This window comes from Alkalibacillus flavidus, assembly GCF_040545925.1.
GTDB classification, from domain to species: domain Bacteria; phylum Bacillota; class Bacilli; order Bacillales; family Alkalibacillaceae; genus Alkalibacillus; species Alkalibacillus flavidus.
In genome coordinates, this window is the sequence record NZ_JBEPMX010000001.1 from 16,334 (window position 1) to 33,675 (window position 17,342).

At 42.6% G+C, this 17,342-nt stretch carries 18 protein-coding genes; 12 read left to right on the forward strand and 6 right to left on the reverse strand.

Annotation, left to right across the window (positions count from 1 at the left end):
- Nucleotides 1–58: 58 nt before the first annotated feature.
- Both ABID56_RS00085 and ABID56_RS00090 read left to right on the forward strand, forming a co-directional pair.
- Nucleotides 59–1,255, forward strand: coding sequence for a cystathionine gamma-synthase family protein (locus tag ABID56_RS00085; protein ID WP_354218265.1), 1,197 nt, complete (start codon nucleotides 59–61; stop codon nucleotides 1,253–1,255).
- Between the two features lie 258 nt (nucleotides 1,256–1,513).
- On the forward strand, nucleotides 1,514–2,371 hold the full coding sequence (locus tag ABID56_RS00090; RefSeq protein ID WP_354218267.1) for a CAP domain-containing protein: 858 nt from the start codon (nucleotides 1,514–1,516) through the stop codon (nucleotides 2,369–2,371).
- A 38-nt stretch (nucleotides 2,372–2,409) separates the two neighbouring features.
- Here the strand turns inward: ABID56_RS00090 and ABID56_RS00095 are convergent, their stop codons facing one another.
- Together ABID56_RS00095 and ABID56_RS00100 are read right to left on the reverse strand one after the other, a co-directional pair.
- On the reverse strand, nucleotides 2,410–2,805 hold the full coding sequence (locus ABID56_RS00095) for a thiol-disulfide oxidoreductase DCC family protein (protein WP_354218268.1): 396 nt from the start codon (nucleotides 2,803–2,805) through the stop codon (nucleotides 2,410–2,412).
- Between the two features lie 15 nt (nucleotides 2,806–2,820).
- Nucleotides 2,821–3,117 (reverse strand): TIGR04104 family putative zinc finger protein, encoded by a 297-nt coding sequence (locus ABID56_RS00100; RefSeq protein ID WP_354218270.1) that lies wholly within the window; start codon nucleotides 3,115–3,117, stop codon nucleotides 2,821–2,823.
- Between the two features lie 81 nt (nucleotides 3,118–3,198).
- Here ABID56_RS00100 and ABID56_RS00105 point away from each other — a divergent pair, with 81 nt between their 5' ends.
- From ABID56_RS00105 to ABID56_RS00115, 3 genes are all read left to right on the forward strand, one after another.
- Nucleotides 3,199–3,888, forward strand: coding sequence for a response regulator transcription factor (locus tag ABID56_RS00105; protein WP_354218272.1), 690 nt, complete (start codon nucleotides 3,199–3,201; stop codon nucleotides 3,886–3,888).
- A complete protein-coding gene (locus ABID56_RS00110; RefSeq protein WP_354218274.1) occupies nucleotides 3,875–5,230 on the forward strand; it encodes a sensor histidine kinase in 1,356 nt (451 codons plus the stop codon). Before ABID56_RS00105 ends, ABID56_RS00110 begins: the two co-directional genes overlap by 14 nt.
- 177 nt (nucleotides 5,231–5,407) lie before the next feature.
- Entirely contained in the window at nucleotides 5,408–6,304 is an 897-nt protein-coding gene (locus tag ABID56_RS00115; protein WP_354218275.1) for a PepSY domain-containing protein, read from the forward strand.
- On the opposite strand, the gene ABID56_RS00120 is transcribed toward ABID56_RS00115, so the two are convergent.
- Nucleotides 6,301–6,798 (reverse strand): hypothetical protein, encoded by a 498-nt coding sequence (locus ABID56_RS00120; RefSeq protein WP_354218276.1) that lies wholly within the window; start codon nucleotides 6,796–6,798, stop codon nucleotides 6,301–6,303. The genes ABID56_RS00115 and ABID56_RS00120 overlap by 4 nt on opposite strands.
- Nucleotides 6,799–6,939: 141 nt before the next feature.
- On the opposite strand from ABID56_RS00120, the gene ABID56_RS00125 reads away from it, so the two are divergent.
- Entirely contained in the window at nucleotides 6,940–7,467 is a 528-nt protein-coding gene (locus tag ABID56_RS00125; protein WP_354218278.1) for a PepSY domain-containing protein, read from the forward strand.
- 301 nt (nucleotides 7,468–7,768) lie between these two features.
- Here ABID56_RS00125 and ABID56_RS00130 read toward each other — a convergent pair whose 3' ends face one another.
- Nucleotides 7,769–8,023: a hypothetical protein gene (locus tag ABID56_RS00130; RefSeq protein WP_354218279.1), complete on the reverse strand. Its 255-nt coding sequence runs from the start codon at nucleotides 8,021–8,023 to the stop codon at nucleotides 7,769–7,771.
- A 219-nt stretch (nucleotides 8,024–8,242) separates the two neighbouring features.
- Between ABID56_RS00130 and ABID56_RS00135 the strand changes: the two genes are divergently transcribed.
- The gene (locus ABID56_RS00135; protein WP_354218280.1) at nucleotides 8,243–8,719 is read left to right on the forward strand and encodes a glutathione peroxidase; all 477 of its coding nucleotides are present in this window, start codon (nucleotides 8,243–8,245) and stop codon (nucleotides 8,717–8,719) included.
- Nucleotides 8,720–8,772: 53 nt separating this feature from the next.
- Here the strand turns inward: ABID56_RS00135 and ABID56_RS00140 are convergent, their stop codons facing one another.
- Complete coding sequence (locus ABID56_RS00140) at nucleotides 8,773–9,420, reverse strand: ubiquitin family protein (protein ID WP_354218281.1); 648 nt, start codon at nucleotides 9,418–9,420, stop codon at nucleotides 8,773–8,775.
- Between the two features lie 141 nt (nucleotides 9,421–9,561).
- Here ABID56_RS00140 and ABID56_RS00145 point away from each other — a divergent pair, with 141 nt between their 5' ends.
- Together ABID56_RS00145 and ABID56_RS00150 are read left to right on the forward strand one after the other, a co-directional pair.
- Nucleotides 9,562–11,973: a penicillin acylase family protein gene (locus ABID56_RS00145; protein WP_354218282.1), complete on the forward strand. Its 2,412-nt coding sequence runs from the start codon at nucleotides 9,562–9,564 to the stop codon at nucleotides 11,971–11,973.
- 68 nt (nucleotides 11,974–12,041) lie between these two features.
- Nucleotides 12,042–13,664 (forward strand): BCCT family transporter, encoded by a 1,623-nt coding sequence (locus ABID56_RS00150; protein WP_354218283.1) that lies wholly within the window; start codon nucleotides 12,042–12,044, stop codon nucleotides 13,662–13,664.
- A 40-nt stretch (nucleotides 13,665–13,704) separates the two neighbouring features.
- Here the strand turns inward: ABID56_RS00150 and nfsA are convergent, their stop codons facing one another.
- Complete coding sequence (gene nfsA, locus ABID56_RS00155) at nucleotides 13,705–14,445, reverse strand: oxygen-insensitive NADPH nitroreductase (protein WP_354218285.1); 741 nt, start codon at nucleotides 14,443–14,445, stop codon at nucleotides 13,705–13,707.
- Between the two features lie 157 nt (nucleotides 14,446–14,602).
- Here nfsA and ABID56_RS00160 point away from each other — a divergent pair, with 157 nt between their 5' ends.
- The 3 genes from ABID56_RS00160 (at nucleotide 14,603) to ABID56_RS00170 (ending at nucleotide 17,331) form a co-directional block, all read left to right on the forward strand.
- Nucleotides 14,603–15,979, forward strand: a complete 1,377-nt coding sequence (locus ABID56_RS00160; protein ID WP_354218287.1) for an MFS transporter — start codon at nucleotides 14,603–14,605, stop codon at nucleotides 15,977–15,979.
- Between the two features lie 330 nt (nucleotides 15,980–16,309).
- Nucleotides 16,310–16,843 (forward strand): HD domain-containing protein, encoded by a 534-nt coding sequence (locus ABID56_RS00165; RefSeq protein WP_354218288.1) that lies wholly within the window; start codon nucleotides 16,310–16,312, stop codon nucleotides 16,841–16,843.
- Nucleotides 16,844–16,905: 62 nt separating this feature from the next.
- On the forward strand, nucleotides 16,906–17,331 hold the full coding sequence (locus ABID56_RS00170; RefSeq protein ID WP_354218290.1) for a YwpF family protein: 426 nt from the start codon (nucleotides 16,906–16,908) through the stop codon (nucleotides 17,329–17,331).
- The last annotated feature ends 11 nt before the right edge of the window (nucleotides 17,332–17,342 follow it).

Consider the following 17,342-nt stretch of genomic DNA (forward strand, 5'->3'; position numbering starts at 1 on the left):
TGGCGGTTTCGTCAAACGAGGAGCCGCCGTTTTCATGAATTTTTTAGGAGGGGTTATCATGACACAATTTAAACCAGCGACGAAAGCATTATGGTCAGGAGAGAAAGAGCAATTATCATATGGTGCGACGCAAGTTCCTGTCGTCCATAGTGTTTCGTTCGGTTATGACGATATGCACGAGTGGAATGCGATAGCGACTGGGCAACAAGAAGGTCATGTTTACGGCCGCAATACGAACCCGACGACACAGGCGTTTGAAGATAAAGTGAAAGATTTAGAAGGTGCTGAAGCCGCGACAGCTTTTTCGACGGGTATGGCGGCGATTTCCGGTACGTTGAACGCATTTTTACGCCCTGGTGATCGTGTCGTGACGATTAAAGATACGTACGGTGGGACGAATAAAATTTTTACGGAATTTTTGCCAAAAAGTGGTGTTGAAGTTGTGTTCTGTGAAACAGGTAACCATGAAGAGATGGAACGCGAAATTGCGAAAGGTTGCCAACTCGTTTATTTAGAAACACCGACCAATCCGACGCTTAAAATTATCGACATTGAGCGAATGGCGAAAGCAGGCCATGACGTTGGCGCACTCGTCGTCATTGACGGCACGTTCGCATCACCTGTTAACCAAAACCCGCTCGAACATGGGGTGGATATCGTCTTACACAGTGCGACGAAATATCTCGGTGGTCACTCGGATGCGTTAGGTGGTATTGTATGCGGCCCGAAAGATTTAATTGATCAGGTCTATCATTACCGCGAAATTAATGGGGCGACTTTGAATCCACAAGCCGCTTACTTTTTACTTCGTGGTATGAAGACGCTTCATTTACGATTAGAACGACAGAATCAAAACGCGATGCAAGTGGCAAAATATTTACAAACCGTCGATTGGGTGGACGATGTGTTTTATCCAGGACTCGAAGGCCACCGTGGTCACGATATCGCCAAAAAGCAGATGAAAGGGTTCGGCGGCATGCTTAGTTTTTCCGTCAAAGGTGGTTTAGACACCGTGTATGAATTGCTGCCGCATTTGAAGTTGGCCAAACGTGCTGCCAGTCTCGGGTGTGTGCAGACGATTGTCGGGCCGCCTGCTTTAACGAGTCATGTGGAATGTACGCCGGAAGAACGAGCCGCAATGGGCATTCCAGAAGGCTTAATTCGCTACAGTGCTGGTATTGAAGATATTGATGATTTGATCCAAGACCTAGACCAAGCATTTGCGAAATTACCGACAGAAGCATTAACGAAATAACGAGTATGGTGATCCCCTTTACAGCAAGCTGTAAAGGGGATCTTTCATGTGTGCTCCTAACTTATGAGATAATTCCTCTTACTTATTTCAAAACTAAAGGCATTTATCTAAAAACTAAACGCAGTTATCTCAAAAATACGAGCATTTATTTAAAAAATTATAAGCGCTCGCTTTCAGTTACCAAAATCCTCCCGGTATCATCACGTGATTCATGCACATGCTATGACTGTAGCATGAATGAAAGGAGGACATATGAAGATGCAATTAACGAAATGGACAATCAGCATTATAGCCATGATGCTTTTGCTAACGGCTTGTCAAGGTGAAGCGGGACAAGACCGCACAGGCGATACCGATTCAAACGTAACAGAGATTGGCTTTTCTGGTAATAATGGAAATGATACGGGTCAAACCAATCAAAATCAAGCAGACCGTAATCAGTCAGATAACCGCAGTGACGGCGCTTTGCGTTTCCCATATGAAGAAGAGGAAGGCGTGAATAATCGAGGTGATAACAACGGATGGAAGCCGTTTAATTTCTTCGACCGTGAACGTGATCCTGATCCCGGGCAAAATCAAGATAATGGCCAAAACACGAGTGATCAAAACGACACACAACGCCCAACAGATAACCAAGGTAATACAAACGACAATCAATCGGGTCAAAACGACGGTCAAACTGGAAATACGAACCAAGGTCAAACGAATGAAACTGGCGATGTGACGACCAATCAGTCAATCGTCGATCAAGTGATTCAACTGACGAATGAAAAACGTGAAGAAAACGGCCTGAGTCCAGTCAAGTTTGATGAAGAGCTAACGGACGTTGCACAACGCAAATCCGTTGATATGGCTGATCAAAATTATTTTAGTCACCAATCGCCGACATATGGTTCGCCATTTGATATGTTAGACCAATTCGGCGTCTCGTATACAGGCGCCGCTGAAAACATTGCAGCAGGCCAACCGACGCCAGAACAAGTCGTGACCAATTGGATGAACAGCGAAGGTCACCGTAAAAATATTTTAAACGACTCATGGACCCATATTGGCATTGGTTATGAAGATAGTGGCCGTATGAACCCGTATTGGACGCAAATGTTTATTACAAAATAAAACGAGCACGTGTCTCCCATTCGTGCGAGGACACGTGCTTATTTTTCGTTTAAAAATTTCCGTTGTAATCTAGGAGTCGGCACCATACATGCGTTTCGTTCACCGAAAATCCGTTTACGATTGTGAGCAACGCTGTCATAAGCGACGTCACGCAAACGTTTCGGTACTATATTCAAGACTCGAAGATAGCGCCACTTATTGTTTAACTTACTCGCAATTAACAGGGCGGCGTCTGATTTAACATACCACTTACCACGATCGACGACGATGATGCTGTCTAATTCAGGCTGACCGATCTGTTTTTGTAACCTTTTGCCAAGGTCACTTTGTAACGGAGCGAATCGCAGAGCATCGTGATCGTCACGTTCAATTAACCATTGGACCACGCCGTTACATAAATTACAGACACCATCGAAAAATACAACTGTCTTCACACGAGTCACTCCTCATTACCACATCTGTTCTTCATCGCTTAAGTCAAAAATAAAAGGTGTCAGCAGTAATAGTATGACAACCAATACACCCGCAACTAAAAACATAACAGGTGCTGATGTATTTAACATATTTAAAACAAAAATAGCTATAACACTGAAAACGGTTATGTACATTGACTTTTTCCGACTTTCAGCTGAGTAAAATTGGCGATTTCCGCAACTCGGGCAATCACGACCGACGCGGGTACTCCAACTAAACGGCAATGCTTCTTTATAACTGAATTGGTAACCGCAACTGGCACACGTTAACATCTCTCTCACCTCAGATTCTGTTTTGCTTCTTTGTTTATGGTATCATATGAAGGAGAAAAAGTCGTAACAGAAGGTGATGAGATGGCTCATATTTTAGTCGTTGAAGACGAGGCGAAGATCGCGCGTGTCTTACAGTTAGAGCTGGAGTTCGAAGGGTATCGCGTCACAACAGCTGAGGCTGGCTATGATGCGCTTGAGATGTTGCGCGGGCAGTCATTTGATTTAGTTATTTTAGACATTATGTTGCCGGAAATAAGTGGTCTTGAGCTACTGCGTTTATTTCGAAAGGATAACGAGGAGACACCCGTTATAATGTTAACCGCAAAAGATGCGCTTGATGATAAAGTAACAGGGCTCGACAGCGGCGCACAAGATTACGTGACAAAACCGTTTCAAATCGAAGAATTACTGGCGAGAATTCGCGTGCATTTGCGATCACACACTCCTGCGCAACAAGATCAGTCCTTGACGTTTGGCGATCTCAAACTAAATCCGTCCACGCGTGATGTTGTACGCGGTGAACGAGCGATGTCGCTTACACCGAAGGAATTTGATTTGCTCGTGTTATTGATGGAGCACCCGCGCCAAGTGTTGAGTCGCGATCAAATCTTAAACACGGTATGGGGCTATGATTTTGCCGGTGATACGAATGTTGTCGATGTTTACGTTCGTTATTTGCGCAAAAAAGTCGATCAAAACGAAGACACGCCGTATATTCATACGGTCCGAGGCGTCGGTTACGTTTTGAAGGATCCGTATGAAACTGCGTAATAAATTATTTGTTGCGACGACAGGGCTATTTATTGTTTTGCTTATCGCCTTTTCTGTGACGATTTATCAGTTATTTGCCCATGAAGCGTATGAGCGAGAAGTGAACCGGTTAGATCAAGAAGCGACGTCAATGGCACATAATTGGCATGAAGTCGATACATCGATTCCGACTGATGATTTGCTGCGGGCTTACCTCCCATCGAATGGTGCGATTCGTGTCGTTGATCAATCGTTTAATATGATGACATCTGTGACGGCAGAAGGGGAGTCAGCTCTTTACCGAGCGTCTTTGCCTGAGGAAGAAGGGCGTGTTGTGAAGCGGATAGAAGCTGTTGCAGGATCGTCTGTTTCATTCGTGCAGCAACCGCTCATTTGGCATGATGGTGAGGTCGTTTATGTCCAATTCATCGAAAGGCTTGATGCTTTAGATGAGACGCTTGCAGATTTACAAATCATCATTATTGTTGTCACCCTTATTGCTATAGTTCCGGTGGCAATTTCAGGCAAATTGATCGCTGATGTTGTGTTAGATCCGATCCAGTCATTAATTGCAACAATGAATCGGATTAAAACGAGTGAGACGTTTGAAGAATTGCCATTACCGGACAAACAAACGAATGATGAGTTATTTACAATGAGTCAGACGTTTAATGATATGATTCGTTTGTTGCAAACCAATTTTGAGAAACAAGAACAATTCGTTTCCAATGCTTCGCATGAGCTAAGAACACCGATTACCGTCATTGAATCATACGCCAATTTAGTCAAACGACGTGGTTTAGAACGGCCTGACGTGGTTGAAGAAGCCATTGATGCGATTCATAGTGAAGCGGGGCGAATGAATGCACTAACGGAACAATTGTTAATGCTCGCAAAACGTGATCGCGATTGGGAATTACAAGTAGAGGCCATTGATGTGAGTCAGATTATCCGTGATGCGGCACGTCATATGCAACATATTTATGATCAAGACGTAGTCGTTCAGGCTGAGTCGATGATGGTTAAAACGGATGCGGATAAATTGAAACAGTTGTTATATATTGTGCTTGATAATGCCCTTAAGTATAGCGAAGACGTAGTAACAGTGACGGTAGAACAGGTGAATGGGGTTGTTACGTTTGCGATCCAAGATCACGGAATCGGTATACCAGAGGCGCATCAAGAACGGATTTTTGACCGGTTTTATCGCGTCGATGAATCCCGCCAACGCGCCACTGGTGGTAGTGGACTAGGCCTCGCCTTAGCGAAAGAATTAGCCGACGTGTTAGACGCGGTGATTGACATTGAAAGCGCACCAGGCCACGGAACGACAGTCTTTATCTACCTAGAGAATACACCATAGTTTTTAAATAAGTTGCGGCACTTTTGAAATAAATCCATTAAGTTTTTAAATAAGTAGAGGTATTTTTGAAATAAATGACGCGATTTATCTCAAAAATATAAAAATCTGGGCATTTTAATCGAATTTTAATCTTTACTTGTTATAGTCGTGGTATCGAGAGTAAAAAGGTGTGATCGTATGAAAAAACGTCGGCATTGGATATGGCTATTGAGCGGCGCTGTCGTGACGATTGCGTTATTCGTGTTGGCCCAAACCGTTATGCTATCAGACGAAACCAAATTGTTGTCTGAAAGTGAAGCGAAGAATCAATTACGCGAACAAATGGATGGCGACATCGTCTTTGTTCGGCAATCGTCTGACGCTTTCACGTATGAAGTCACTCGCTCGCAAGGGGTGTATCAAGCCGTCGTGAGTCGGGAAGACGGTACCATTATCGATTTAACGAGGCAAGTTGCCTTAGATGAAGGTCATGGATCAAAAAATAATTCGAATGAACCGGAAGACGAGGAGACTCAATCGGATGCTAGTCCTGGTCCCGATCAAACGGAAGATGAGTCGACTGATGCCCCAGAGGAATCGACAGCAGAAGAGTCATCCGAAGAAAGTGACGAACCAACCACAGGTGAACGAGAGCGATTGTCATCAGAAGACATTAGAGAGCAAATGTTAGCCGAACAAAATGGTGATATGACGTCTTTCGAATATTTAGAGGATGACGACATGTACCGCGTCACGATTGAACAAGAATTTACGCGTTATCACTTTGAGGTCGACGCCTATAGTGGTGAAGTTTTAGCTCGGGAAACGGAAGATTTAACACCAGAACTGGCGATTACAGAAGAAGAGGCGCAATCAATTGCAAGAAATCAAGTTGATGACGAATCGACGCGTCAACAAACGACGTTAACGGAGAACGATGGTGTGATTTTTTACATCGTCTTATTCCATGTATCAGACAATGAACAAGCTGAAGTTCATATTAACGCGTTTTCTGGCGATGTCGAAACGGTGACATGGGAAGAACGCGAGGACCAACCACAATCTGAGTCTGACGAAGAAGAGGAAGCGGATTAATCCGCTTCCTCTTCGTTATCTTCACTACTGCTATCATTATTGTCACTGTTCTCACTCGAATTATTACCACCTTGGACGGTTTCAAATGAGAGCTCGCTTTCAATTGTGTCTAAATACGTGCCTTGGTCTAAGATTTCATAACTGGTCACGCCGTCTTGTGAAAATATCATAACGCGATCGTCGGTGAACTCAACGACTTGATTGTCGAAGCTGACGATATAATCAGGTTCAATTAATTCGTTACCTGCCTCAACTACTTCCATCGATGCTAAGTCATCTAATATGGCTTGTGTCGTTTCACTATCAGTCGTTGATGCGCGATCTGTTTGTCCGTCATGTCGACGTAATACTTCGGTTTGCTCTACCTCACCGACGTCGTTTGTGAATATTTCAGCAAACGTTTGTGGTTCTGGAGCAGGCTCTTGATACATCCAATAAAATAAAACAATAACAGCTAAGCCTACAGCAATGGACCATATGAGCGTTTTCTTCATCTCTTCCTTCCCTCCTAGAATCTCTTATGAGTGATGTCATTCATATTTTACCAAGATTTTAATCAAATTTTAATCTTCTTTTTCTGATTTTCTCATGTTTGATCGTTAAACTAGGGAAGTAACGAATCAGGAGGCAGAATGATGAAAAAAACGATTTTATATAGCACGTTTATTTTGGGAGCTGTTTTTGGTATTTCTAATCAATTAGAAAAAGTCGAAAGTGAGACGAAGAAGGCGGAGGTTGATCATATGACGGCAACATTTGTGGACGAGGAAGAATTACAGGCAATCGTAGCGAGTTATATGCATGGGTCGATTGAAGAGATTGTCTTAAATCAACATAGACAATATGAAGTAACCGTCGATCAAGACGGCGAAATGTTTGATGTTGTGATTGATAGCCAAAACGGTCAGATTAGATCATTTTCGCGTCGTGAGGAACACATAGTGCAAAAACCTAATTCGCGTGCTGTGACCATTGAACAACTCGACGCGATTGAACTAGCGTTAGAAACCGTCCCAGGTGACCCAGAGCAAATTGAACTCATCGAGCGAGATCAGAAGTGGGTTTATCAAGTTGCCATCAAACATGATAACCGCACGTTCAACGTCATAGTCGATGCTTATACAGGCGTCGTGTTAGATGTAAACCATGGGCAAGAATCATAAAAATCAGCACCAGAAAGCCTTTCAAAACTAAAAAATAATCCAACAAGTCATGGCATACTCCTATACTAAAACGTCAGGCGATTAAAGGTCGTCTGACTTTAACTGTTTGGCTTTGTTAACGATTAGTGTTGATTTTCAAATGATGAAGCACTGAGTTGTTGAATTGTGAGGAGCGAAGGTGGCGACTCCTGGTCGATACACGGAGGAACGTCCACTAAGAACGCAAACGTCCTGTTTGCAACGTGGACGTCACGACATCGTGTCGAAGTACGTCCTGCGCCTGCGAGTACTCGGCGCAGAATTAGTCAAGGAAGCTTATGAAATCCGCTTTTGTGGCCAACGTCGACACTAGACCATCCGGGTCGTCGGAAAGCGTCCACCGGCAGCGAATCGCAATATCAACAACGGACCTTAACAGAGTCAACTTCTTAAACATTTTCCCCGTTGCTTTACCTGCTACACGGCGCCTGACGCGTTTGCCAGCTCGCCCTTTTCGCACAGCATCAACGTCATTCCAAATGCGTAATACTTTATAAATCCGCGATTTCACGCTCATCGATTTCACCTGCCTAAACAGTTTATAATTGAAATTAACACGGAAAAACAATTAAAATCGTTTTAAAGGTGGGGTTTGATGATTGAGTTTGTCGGGTATTGTGTTACATATCATAAAGCAGTTTATTGCGAAAATGGATTTTTACGTGGCGAACATCACAATAATGAACTCTATTGTGAACGCTGCTTTAATCATAATTTGACCTAGGGGGAGTAGGGTATGTCGTCGATTTACGATTTTGAAGTCGCAAAAGGGAACGGAGATATCCAACCGTTAGCCGATTTTCAAGGAAAGGTATTATTGATTGTCAATACGGCAAGCAAATGCGGGTTCACACCGCAGTTTGAAGGGTTGCAAGGGTTGTACGACCAATACTGTGACCAAGGCTTTGAGATTCTTGGATTTCCGAGTGACCAATTTATGAATCAGGAGTTTGACGATCAAAGTGATATCGAAAGCTTCTGTAAGTTGAACTACGGTGTCAGCTTTCCGATCTATCAAAAAATAGATGTTAAAGGGGCTCAGCAAGATCCGTTATTCGAATATTTAACCGAAGAGAAGAAAGGCTTTCTTGGCGGGGAGATTAAATGGAATTTCACGAAATTTTTAATTGACCGCAACGGTAAAGTCGTTAGGCGCTATCCACCACAAGCAACGCCTGCTAAAATCGAAAAAGATTTAGCCGATGTCTTATAAACATAGAGAAGCACCCGGTTTGACTTGATGTCATTCGGGTGCTTCGTTCTTTGTTAAAAGTTTTCACTCTTATTACTATCTTTAAAAATCACCGATTGATCATTATAACTTAATGTAATTCGCCCACCCGGAACGTCTAACTCTTCTTTCATTAAATCGATTAAAGCTTGAAGATGTGCATCATCTTGATCTTCTTCACCACGGTTTACGGTCAATCGTATATGCGGCTTAACGTCTTGTCCGTTTACAGAAGGGGTGTTTTGAATGTCGATCTGTTTTTCAGAACCGATATTTTTAGGATAAGCAATCCATAGCTCCTGAATTAAATCTTCTCCGAACCGATTATTAATCTCTGGACGAAGAAGTGATTCGAGTTCGTGTTCCCACTTTTCTGCGACAAAACTATTCGTTAGTTCACCGTCTTCATGCTTAAAGACGAGCATTTGAAAATCATAGTTGTCTAATTCAACGACGGCAGCGCGACTAAATGCTTCATACACACCAGTTGGATCATTTAATGTATCAACAACGTCGCCATCATATGGGAAGGATTCGTTTATATAAGTCGTCGCATCTTGTTTTAGCGTTTCACTAGCCTCTCCACTACTTGAAACACCGACATACGTTAAATAGGCCATACTGAATGCTAAGCCGACGACAACAATAACTACGACGAATAATACTTTTGCTTTTGTTGACATGGAGTCACCTCATTTCTATTCACCACATTTATTATACGCTTGTCGTTAGTCGGCCGTAAATTATTATCGAAAATCGACACAAAAGTGTTAAGTTTTTTGAATTTTTATATTATTATAGTAAGTATAAAGGGGGAGAGCGTGATGACAGAAGCCGAGACGAAAAAGTCGATGCATAGAGGGTTGAAATGGAGTTTGATTGGTGCAGGGGCAATTACCGTTATTTTAATTATTGCACTCATTGTTGTAAACGCTTACATAAACCGTTCGCTTCCTGAAACTGAAGGGGCCGTCCAGGTGAATGAATTTGTAGGGGAAGAAGCGTATACAACATTAAGTGACAATGTTGAGATAACGCGTGATGAACATGGTGTGCCACACATTAATGCAGAAACCGATGAGGATCTTTTCTTCGCGCAAGGTTACGTGACAGCACAAGATCGATTATTTCAGATGGAAATGTCGCGAAGGCAAGCGTCTGGTCGGTTAAGTGAAGTTGTCGGTGATATGGCACTCAATCAAGACAAGTATTTTCGCACGCTCGGTTTAAGGCGAGCAGCCGAAAAATCGTTATCGGAGTATGATGATGAGACGATGCAGTCTTTAGAGGCGTATGCAGCTGGTGTTAACGCGTATATTAAACAAGCGGAAGAGGAAAACAGAATGCCAGTTGAATTTACGTTGATGGGCTTAGACGATGTACGCGAATGGACGCCACTAGATTCGCTTACAATTGGAAAATATATGGCTTATGATTTAGGTGGCCATTGGGAGCGTCAGGCATTTAACTATCATTTAATTCATGAATATCCAGAAGACGTAGCATATGAACTGTTCCCGACTTACCCTGAAGATGCTTTAACAAATATTGCGGATGAGGAGTATGTTGATGTCACATCAAGCTTATCCAAAGCGCCGATGCCACCTGAATTCAATGGCAGTAATAATTGGGTCGTATCAGGTGACAAAACAGAATCCGGAAAGCCTTTATTAGCTGATGATCCCCATTTAGGGCTCGCGACACCGTCGATTTGGTATCAAGTGACACTCGACTCACCGAATTACCAAACGTCAGGTGTGATTTTTGCAGGCGTTCCTGGGGTGATTTTAGGTCAAAATGACAATATTGCTTGGGGTGTTACGAACGTTGGACCTGACGTGCAACAACTGTATTTGGAAAAACGACATGAAGACGATCCGCATCAGTTTTTGTATGACGGAGATTATTATGAAGCAGATGTTATAACAGAAACGATTCACGTTGATGGGCAAGAGTCGATCGATTATGACGTGATTGAAACGAAGCACGGACCTGTTATTTCAGAATTTGCTGAGCCGGTTGAAGCACAAGAAGACGGTACGGTGATGTCGGTTGATTGGACGGCATTGGAGGCGACGAAAGAATTATCCGCTGTCCTTCAAATGAACCGGGCGTCGAATTGGGATGAATTCGAAACGGCCTTAGAAGATTTTCACGCACCAGCACAAAATTTCGTCTTTGCCGATAAAGATGGCACGATCGCCTATAAAGCAAACGGGCGTATTCCGATTTACGATAATCCTGACCACGCCCTACTGCCGATGCCAGGCTGGGACTCGCAGTACGATTTAACCGAAACGATTCCGTATGATGAACTTCCGAAACTGGTGAATCCTGAAAAAGGTTTTGCTGGGACGGCGAACAATAAAATTATTTCAGATGTCTATCCTTACCACATAAGTCACGTCTGGGCGCAACCTTATCGATATACACGTATCCATGAGTATTTATCAGAACGAGATAACTTGACGACGGAAGACATGAAAGCACTACAAATGGATACGCTCAATTTACAAGCCCGGGAATTTGTACCGATGTTCACAGACATATTGGCTAATGCTGATTTATCAGAAACGGAGTCGTCGGCTTTAGATTTATTAGCAAATTGGAACTATGAAGATAAACGTGAGCTAGGTGCGCCACTCGTTTTTGATCAAACGCGTTCTGCGATTGAGGATGTTTTATTTATCGAGGCATTTTCTGAAGATATGCTCAGTATGTTTAGAGGGTGCGGACAAACGGTCGATGTCATGTTGCGAAAAGCGTACGATGGTGAGTCGATGCACTGGATTGAGGAACAAGATGGTCTTGATTCAGTGATAACTGAAGCATTCAAGCAAGCAGTTGCGACGATAGAAGATGACTTTGGTTCAGATGTATCGCAGTGGCAATGGGGCGACTATCACCAAGTTTATTTTGAGCACCCATTGTCGAGTACAGCGTTTTTAGATGTATTTTACAACCCTATTGAACCACAACCAGTGGATGGAAGTCCTGTCACTGTCATGGCTGCGTCACATGGAGAAGAAGGCGTTGTTGACCACGGAGCCAGCTGGCGTTTTGTAACAGATATGGCAGATCCACTTGTTGGTGACCATATCGTCGGACCAGGTCAAGTAGGCCATTTTAGAAGTGAATGGTACGACGATCAAATTGACAATTGGGTGGAAGGGAATTATCACTCGACACACCTTACAGATATAGAAGGAGAAACGTTAGAGTTAATGGCCGAGTAATGTTCGTGACACATAAACAGTTATGAATTGGCTAAAATACAACTATTACATCAGAAGGAGACTAAATCATGAAAACGCGATTAATTGATTGGCCTACATTTATCATTTCATTTGTCGTTATTTTAGGTGTGGTCATCCCCCTTATTATTTTTCCTGAAGCAGGGAGCGAATTAGTGGGGCAACTCAATGATTTTGTTTCACATCGTTTTGGATTTTTATATTTGTTAATGGGGTTAGCGATATTCTTTTTCTTAATTTTTGTCGCCTTTAGTCAAAACGGTCAAGTCAAACTGGGTGAAGAAGAGGAACCGCCCGAATTTAGCACGCCTGCATGGGCTGGGATGTTATTTTCAGCTGGGATTGGATCGAGCATTTTATATTGGGGGACGATTGAGTGGGCCTTCTATTATCAAGGTCCTCCATTTGGCATCGATCCAACAGAAAGTCAGTTAGAAACGATTCAATGGGCATCGACATACGGGATTTTTCATTGGGGGCCGATTGCTTGGGCGATTTATGCATTGCCAGCGGTGCCGATGTCGTATTTCTTTTATGTTCGCAAAAAACCGATTATTAAAATTAGTGAAACGTTGCGTCCGCTTCTAAAAGGGTATGCCGATACGATGATTGGTAAAATTATCGACGTGTTATTCATTTTCGGTTTGTTAGGCGGGGCTGGGACAACGCTTGCGCTCGGGACACCGTTAATTTCTCGAGGTATCTCAGATTTAACCGGTTTTCCAGATGATATGTTGCTCCGAACGATTGTGTTATTAGTCGTGACCGTCATCTTTGCGATCAGTGCCTATGTTGGTCTCAAGGAAGGGATTAAACGATTAAGTAATCTAAACTTAGGTCTGTCGATTGTGTTGCTCATTATCGTATTAGTGACAGGGCCGACGTTGTTTATTCTAGAAACGACAACGAATAGTATTGGTCTTATTCTCGATAACTTCTTCCACATGAGTACGTGGACAGAGCCGTTTGCGATGGTGCAGGGAATTGAAGAGACAGGGTTCCCGGAGGCGTGGACCGTGTTTTATTGGGCATGGTGGCTAGTGTATGCCCCGTTTGTCGGACTGTTTATCGCGCGTATTTCTCGTGGTCGAACGATCCGACAAGTCATCATAGGCTCGATGGTTTACGGCTCGATTGGTTGTTTATTGTTCTTCGGCATCATGGGTAATTTCGGCTTGTTTTTACAATTAAGCGGCGAATACGATGTTGTGAATATGTTGAACGAACAAGGTGCGCCGGCTGCGGTCATTGCGATTATTAATCAATTACCGTTTTCGAGTGTGATGGTAGCGATTTTCGTGTTCTTGTCGGTCGTATTTTTAGCGACGACATTCGACTCGAGCTCGTATATTTTAGCATCTGTGACTCAGAAGCGATTAGAAGGCGACGAGCCATTACGTTGGAATCGAATGTTCTGGGCGTTCACCATCTGTTTATTACCACTGACGTTAATGTATTTAGGCGGTTTGGAAACACTTCAGACAGCTAGTATTGTTGGTGGTTTCCCACTTATTTTCATTATGTTTTTAATCGCGTGGTCGTTTATGAAAACATCAACTCGTGATTTAATTATTGATGAGCAATACGAACCGAAAACGATCATTTTAGACATGAAAAATATTCGCGAAAAACTGAAACGGCGTCGGAAGAAAAAGCCAAATGATGAGGAATAAAAAAGCGAGGTTCAGAATATGGTCTGAACCTCGTTTTATTTTAATGCTTATTTAGCTGTTTCGATTGAATAAACGGCGCGACGTCTTGGCGCATTGGATTTGTTAGCTTGCGTCTAATTTGTTCGCTCCATTTGTCAGTGCGTACGTTTTCTGAACGCGATGAATAATAATCTTCTGTTTTCTGATCAAATGTCGTGATGTCGTCACTTGTCGTTGCTTCATAACGGTTTTCGTGATAAATCGTTTGCCAATCAAATCGTGGTTTACGTTCTGGATCTTCTTCTGGAACACCGACAGCCATACCGAAAAGTGGGACGACATAGTCAGGAAGTTGTAATAACTCGTTCACCCGATTAACGTCGTTACGTAAACTGCCGAGATAACACATGCCGAGCCCGAGCGATTCAGTAGCAACGGCGCAATTTTGTGCAGCGAGTGTTGCATCAATCGTTGCCATCATGAAAAATTCGGTGCTTTCAAGGTTCGTTTTCATTTGTTTTTGCGTTTCTTCGTCTTGTGACTGAGCTAGACGATTAACATCAGCGCAAAAGACAAATAAGTGACCATTCTCTTCCACATACGGTTGGCCACTAACCTCTCGTAATTGTTGCTTTAACGTCGGATCGGTAATACCGATAATTGAATAAGCTTGATAATAACTCGATGTTGAAGCGGCTTGGCCTGCTTCGACGATCGTTTGAATTTGGTTTTCGGTAAGCGGTTCAGTTTTGAATTGTCTAATCGATCTGTGCTGCATGAGTAAGTCAATGGTTTCGTTCAATGTCATCGCTCCTTTTGTCTGTTGTCTAAAGCATCCGTTTTATATTGTATCACGTCGTCTAATGGATACAGATTATTTTGCTTGAGAGTTAAATGTTGAGGGTGGCGAAATAAATCGGTATAATAATGAAGATTGTATGAAGAGAGGGGAATGACCGTTGAGTTTACGAGAAGAGAAAGAGATTCATATACATAATCCGAAGATGTTACTGTTTTCGATTTGTTTTGTCTTAATGTTTTCGGTGATGAACGGGACGATGTTTAATATCGCGATTCCGGATATTGCGGAAAGTTTTAATTTATTACCGTCAGAAGTGAGTTGGGTGATGACGGGTTACATTATGATTTATTCAGTAGGCGCGCTCGTGTACGGGAAATTAGCTGACACGGTATCGTTCAAAAAATTAATCACCTTTGGCCTGACGGTGTTTACGATTGGGTCACTGATCGGGTTTATCGCGCCAAATTATTATTTCGTGTTGGCGGCCCGTGTCATTCAAGCGATTGGCGGGTCAATGATGCCAGCGATTGCTTTTATTGCGCCGATTCGCTTTTTTCCGAATGAACGCGGCAAAATTCTTGGCATTATTTCATCGGTTATGGCGTTTGCATCAGGTATTGGTCCGATTTTAGGTGGCGTCATTGCCGGGTTTTTGACGTGGCAGTATTTATTTTTAACATCAGCGCTTATGATCGTCACGTTGCCGTTTCTATTAAAAAATTTACCCGATGAAGAAACAGTGAGCGCTAAGCTTGATTATTTAGGGGCTGCGCTTGTGGCGGTGACGATTTCGACGACGATTATCGGGATTACGTTAGCGATGACAGAAGTGTTGTGGATCACAATTGTTGCATTCGTTCTAGCGGTTGTGCGTATGTTTACGGCGAAGCATCCGTTTATTCCGCCGCATTTATTTAAAAATCGTAACTATATTGTCGCGATTATCTCGAGTTTTTTAGCGGTCGCTTGTTTATTCGGCTTAATGTTTACTGTTCCAATTATGCTTCGTGACGTATATGATTTGACGACGATGCAAATTGGGCTTGTCATGTTTCCAGGTGCGATGAGTGCGGCATTGATTGGTCGAAAAGGCGGCCGTCTCGTTGATCAAATTGGTGCACGAAAAGTTTATATGATGAGTTTAGGGTTGCTGACGACAGGGTTTGTGATTATATCCTCAACAGTCGGGTTAACCCCGTTGATCGTGAGCGCAATGCTCGTTTTTCCGATGATGTGTTTTCCCCTCGTCCAAGCATCAGGGGCGGACATTTTGGCGAATATGTTGCCGAAACACGAGACGGGTGTTGGCATGGGTGTGTTTAACTTACTGAATTTCGTCTCAGGTGCGCTCAGTGGTGCGATTGTCGGTGTCGCACTAGATAGCTTTTCGCCACAAGATCCGTTTAATTGGCTTGCAATAAGCGGTGATAGCGCGGTTTTTAGTAACGTTTTCTTAACGTTTGTCGGGCTTGTGCTAACATCATTTATCTTGTTCATCTTCATTTACCGTGAACGAGCTCATCCTGCTACTTAGTTATCTCATAACTTTGCTAAGTTATGAGATAACTCTCTTAACTTATGAAATAAATGAAGGTATTTATTTCATAAATCGAGTGGCTGCGCTTACTTTTTAAATAAATTCACGATCTTTTGAAATAACTTAACCGATTTATGAAATAAGTGCCGTCACTTTTGAAATAAGTTAATCGTATGATGAATTAGGGTATGATAATAGAAAGGGGAAGCCATGATCGATTGCTAATATAATCAGATCATGGCTTTTGAGTTGCTTTTGCTTCATATTATGTGCTATATTATTTGTTAAAACTTAAAGGCGAAACTATCGAACAAAGGAGGAATCCGTATGAAACGTGTGGCATTAATCGATATCTTTAATCATCCGATTACACAAAAATATTTGCAACGTTCGGGGATTCACCATGCTGTGTCGACAGCAGAGCAAGCAGTGACGTTAGCGCAAGAAGTCGGCGTCGATCCAGATTTAGCTGCAAAAGCTGCTTTGCTTCATGATGTTGGCCATTACGAATGGTATCAAGACGGTCAATGGGACTATGATGAATACCGCAAACATGATATTCATGCGATTAAAGGGGCAGAGCGCGCGCACAAATTGCTCATACGACTCGGTGAAGATGCGACGAAGGCCAAAACGATATCGATTGCGATCTTGTTGCATACGGATTCTTATTTACCATTTTCTGTCGATTCATTACGAACACCGTTACATGACGTGGTATTTCGTGCCGATGAAATGGAAGAATTGCCAGGTGGGGCGCACCACTATGTGACGATGGATGAATCCGAAGCGAAACAACGACTAACCCAATTAGATAAAATCATCTTAGACCAAAATGATTCGAAACGATCGATTTCGTAATTAAGGCTTTTGTCTTCCTTTGATTTCCTATATAATAAAGGTGCAAGGGAAAGGAAGGTTCGATGAAGACATTTAAACTCGTAGGACTTGATGTGTTAGAAAAATCAGGTGATGATTTAGCAACGAAAGACATTGCGTTTTTTGATGCGTTAATTATTGACCGTGAAGTCGACCATTCCCGTTGGTTAATCGAAGCGTATATTCCTAAAAAGTATCAAGATTTCTTCCAGCGAAAATTATCGGACAAGCAAGAACTCGTTATTCAAGTGCAGATCACGAAAGAATCTAATCCGAAAGCAACCATTTTAGTGGAAGTCCAATCTGTGAACAATATTGACGACGATATGAATGTGATATTAATGGGTGATATGGTTAATCGCGAGCGTCAACAAGTCGAAGAAACGTTGCAAGACCTTATCGAAGCTGGTTATCAAGGCGCTTCATTATTGGATAAATTTAAAGAAAAAAACCGTGAGAATATATTTTAAATGTCATATAA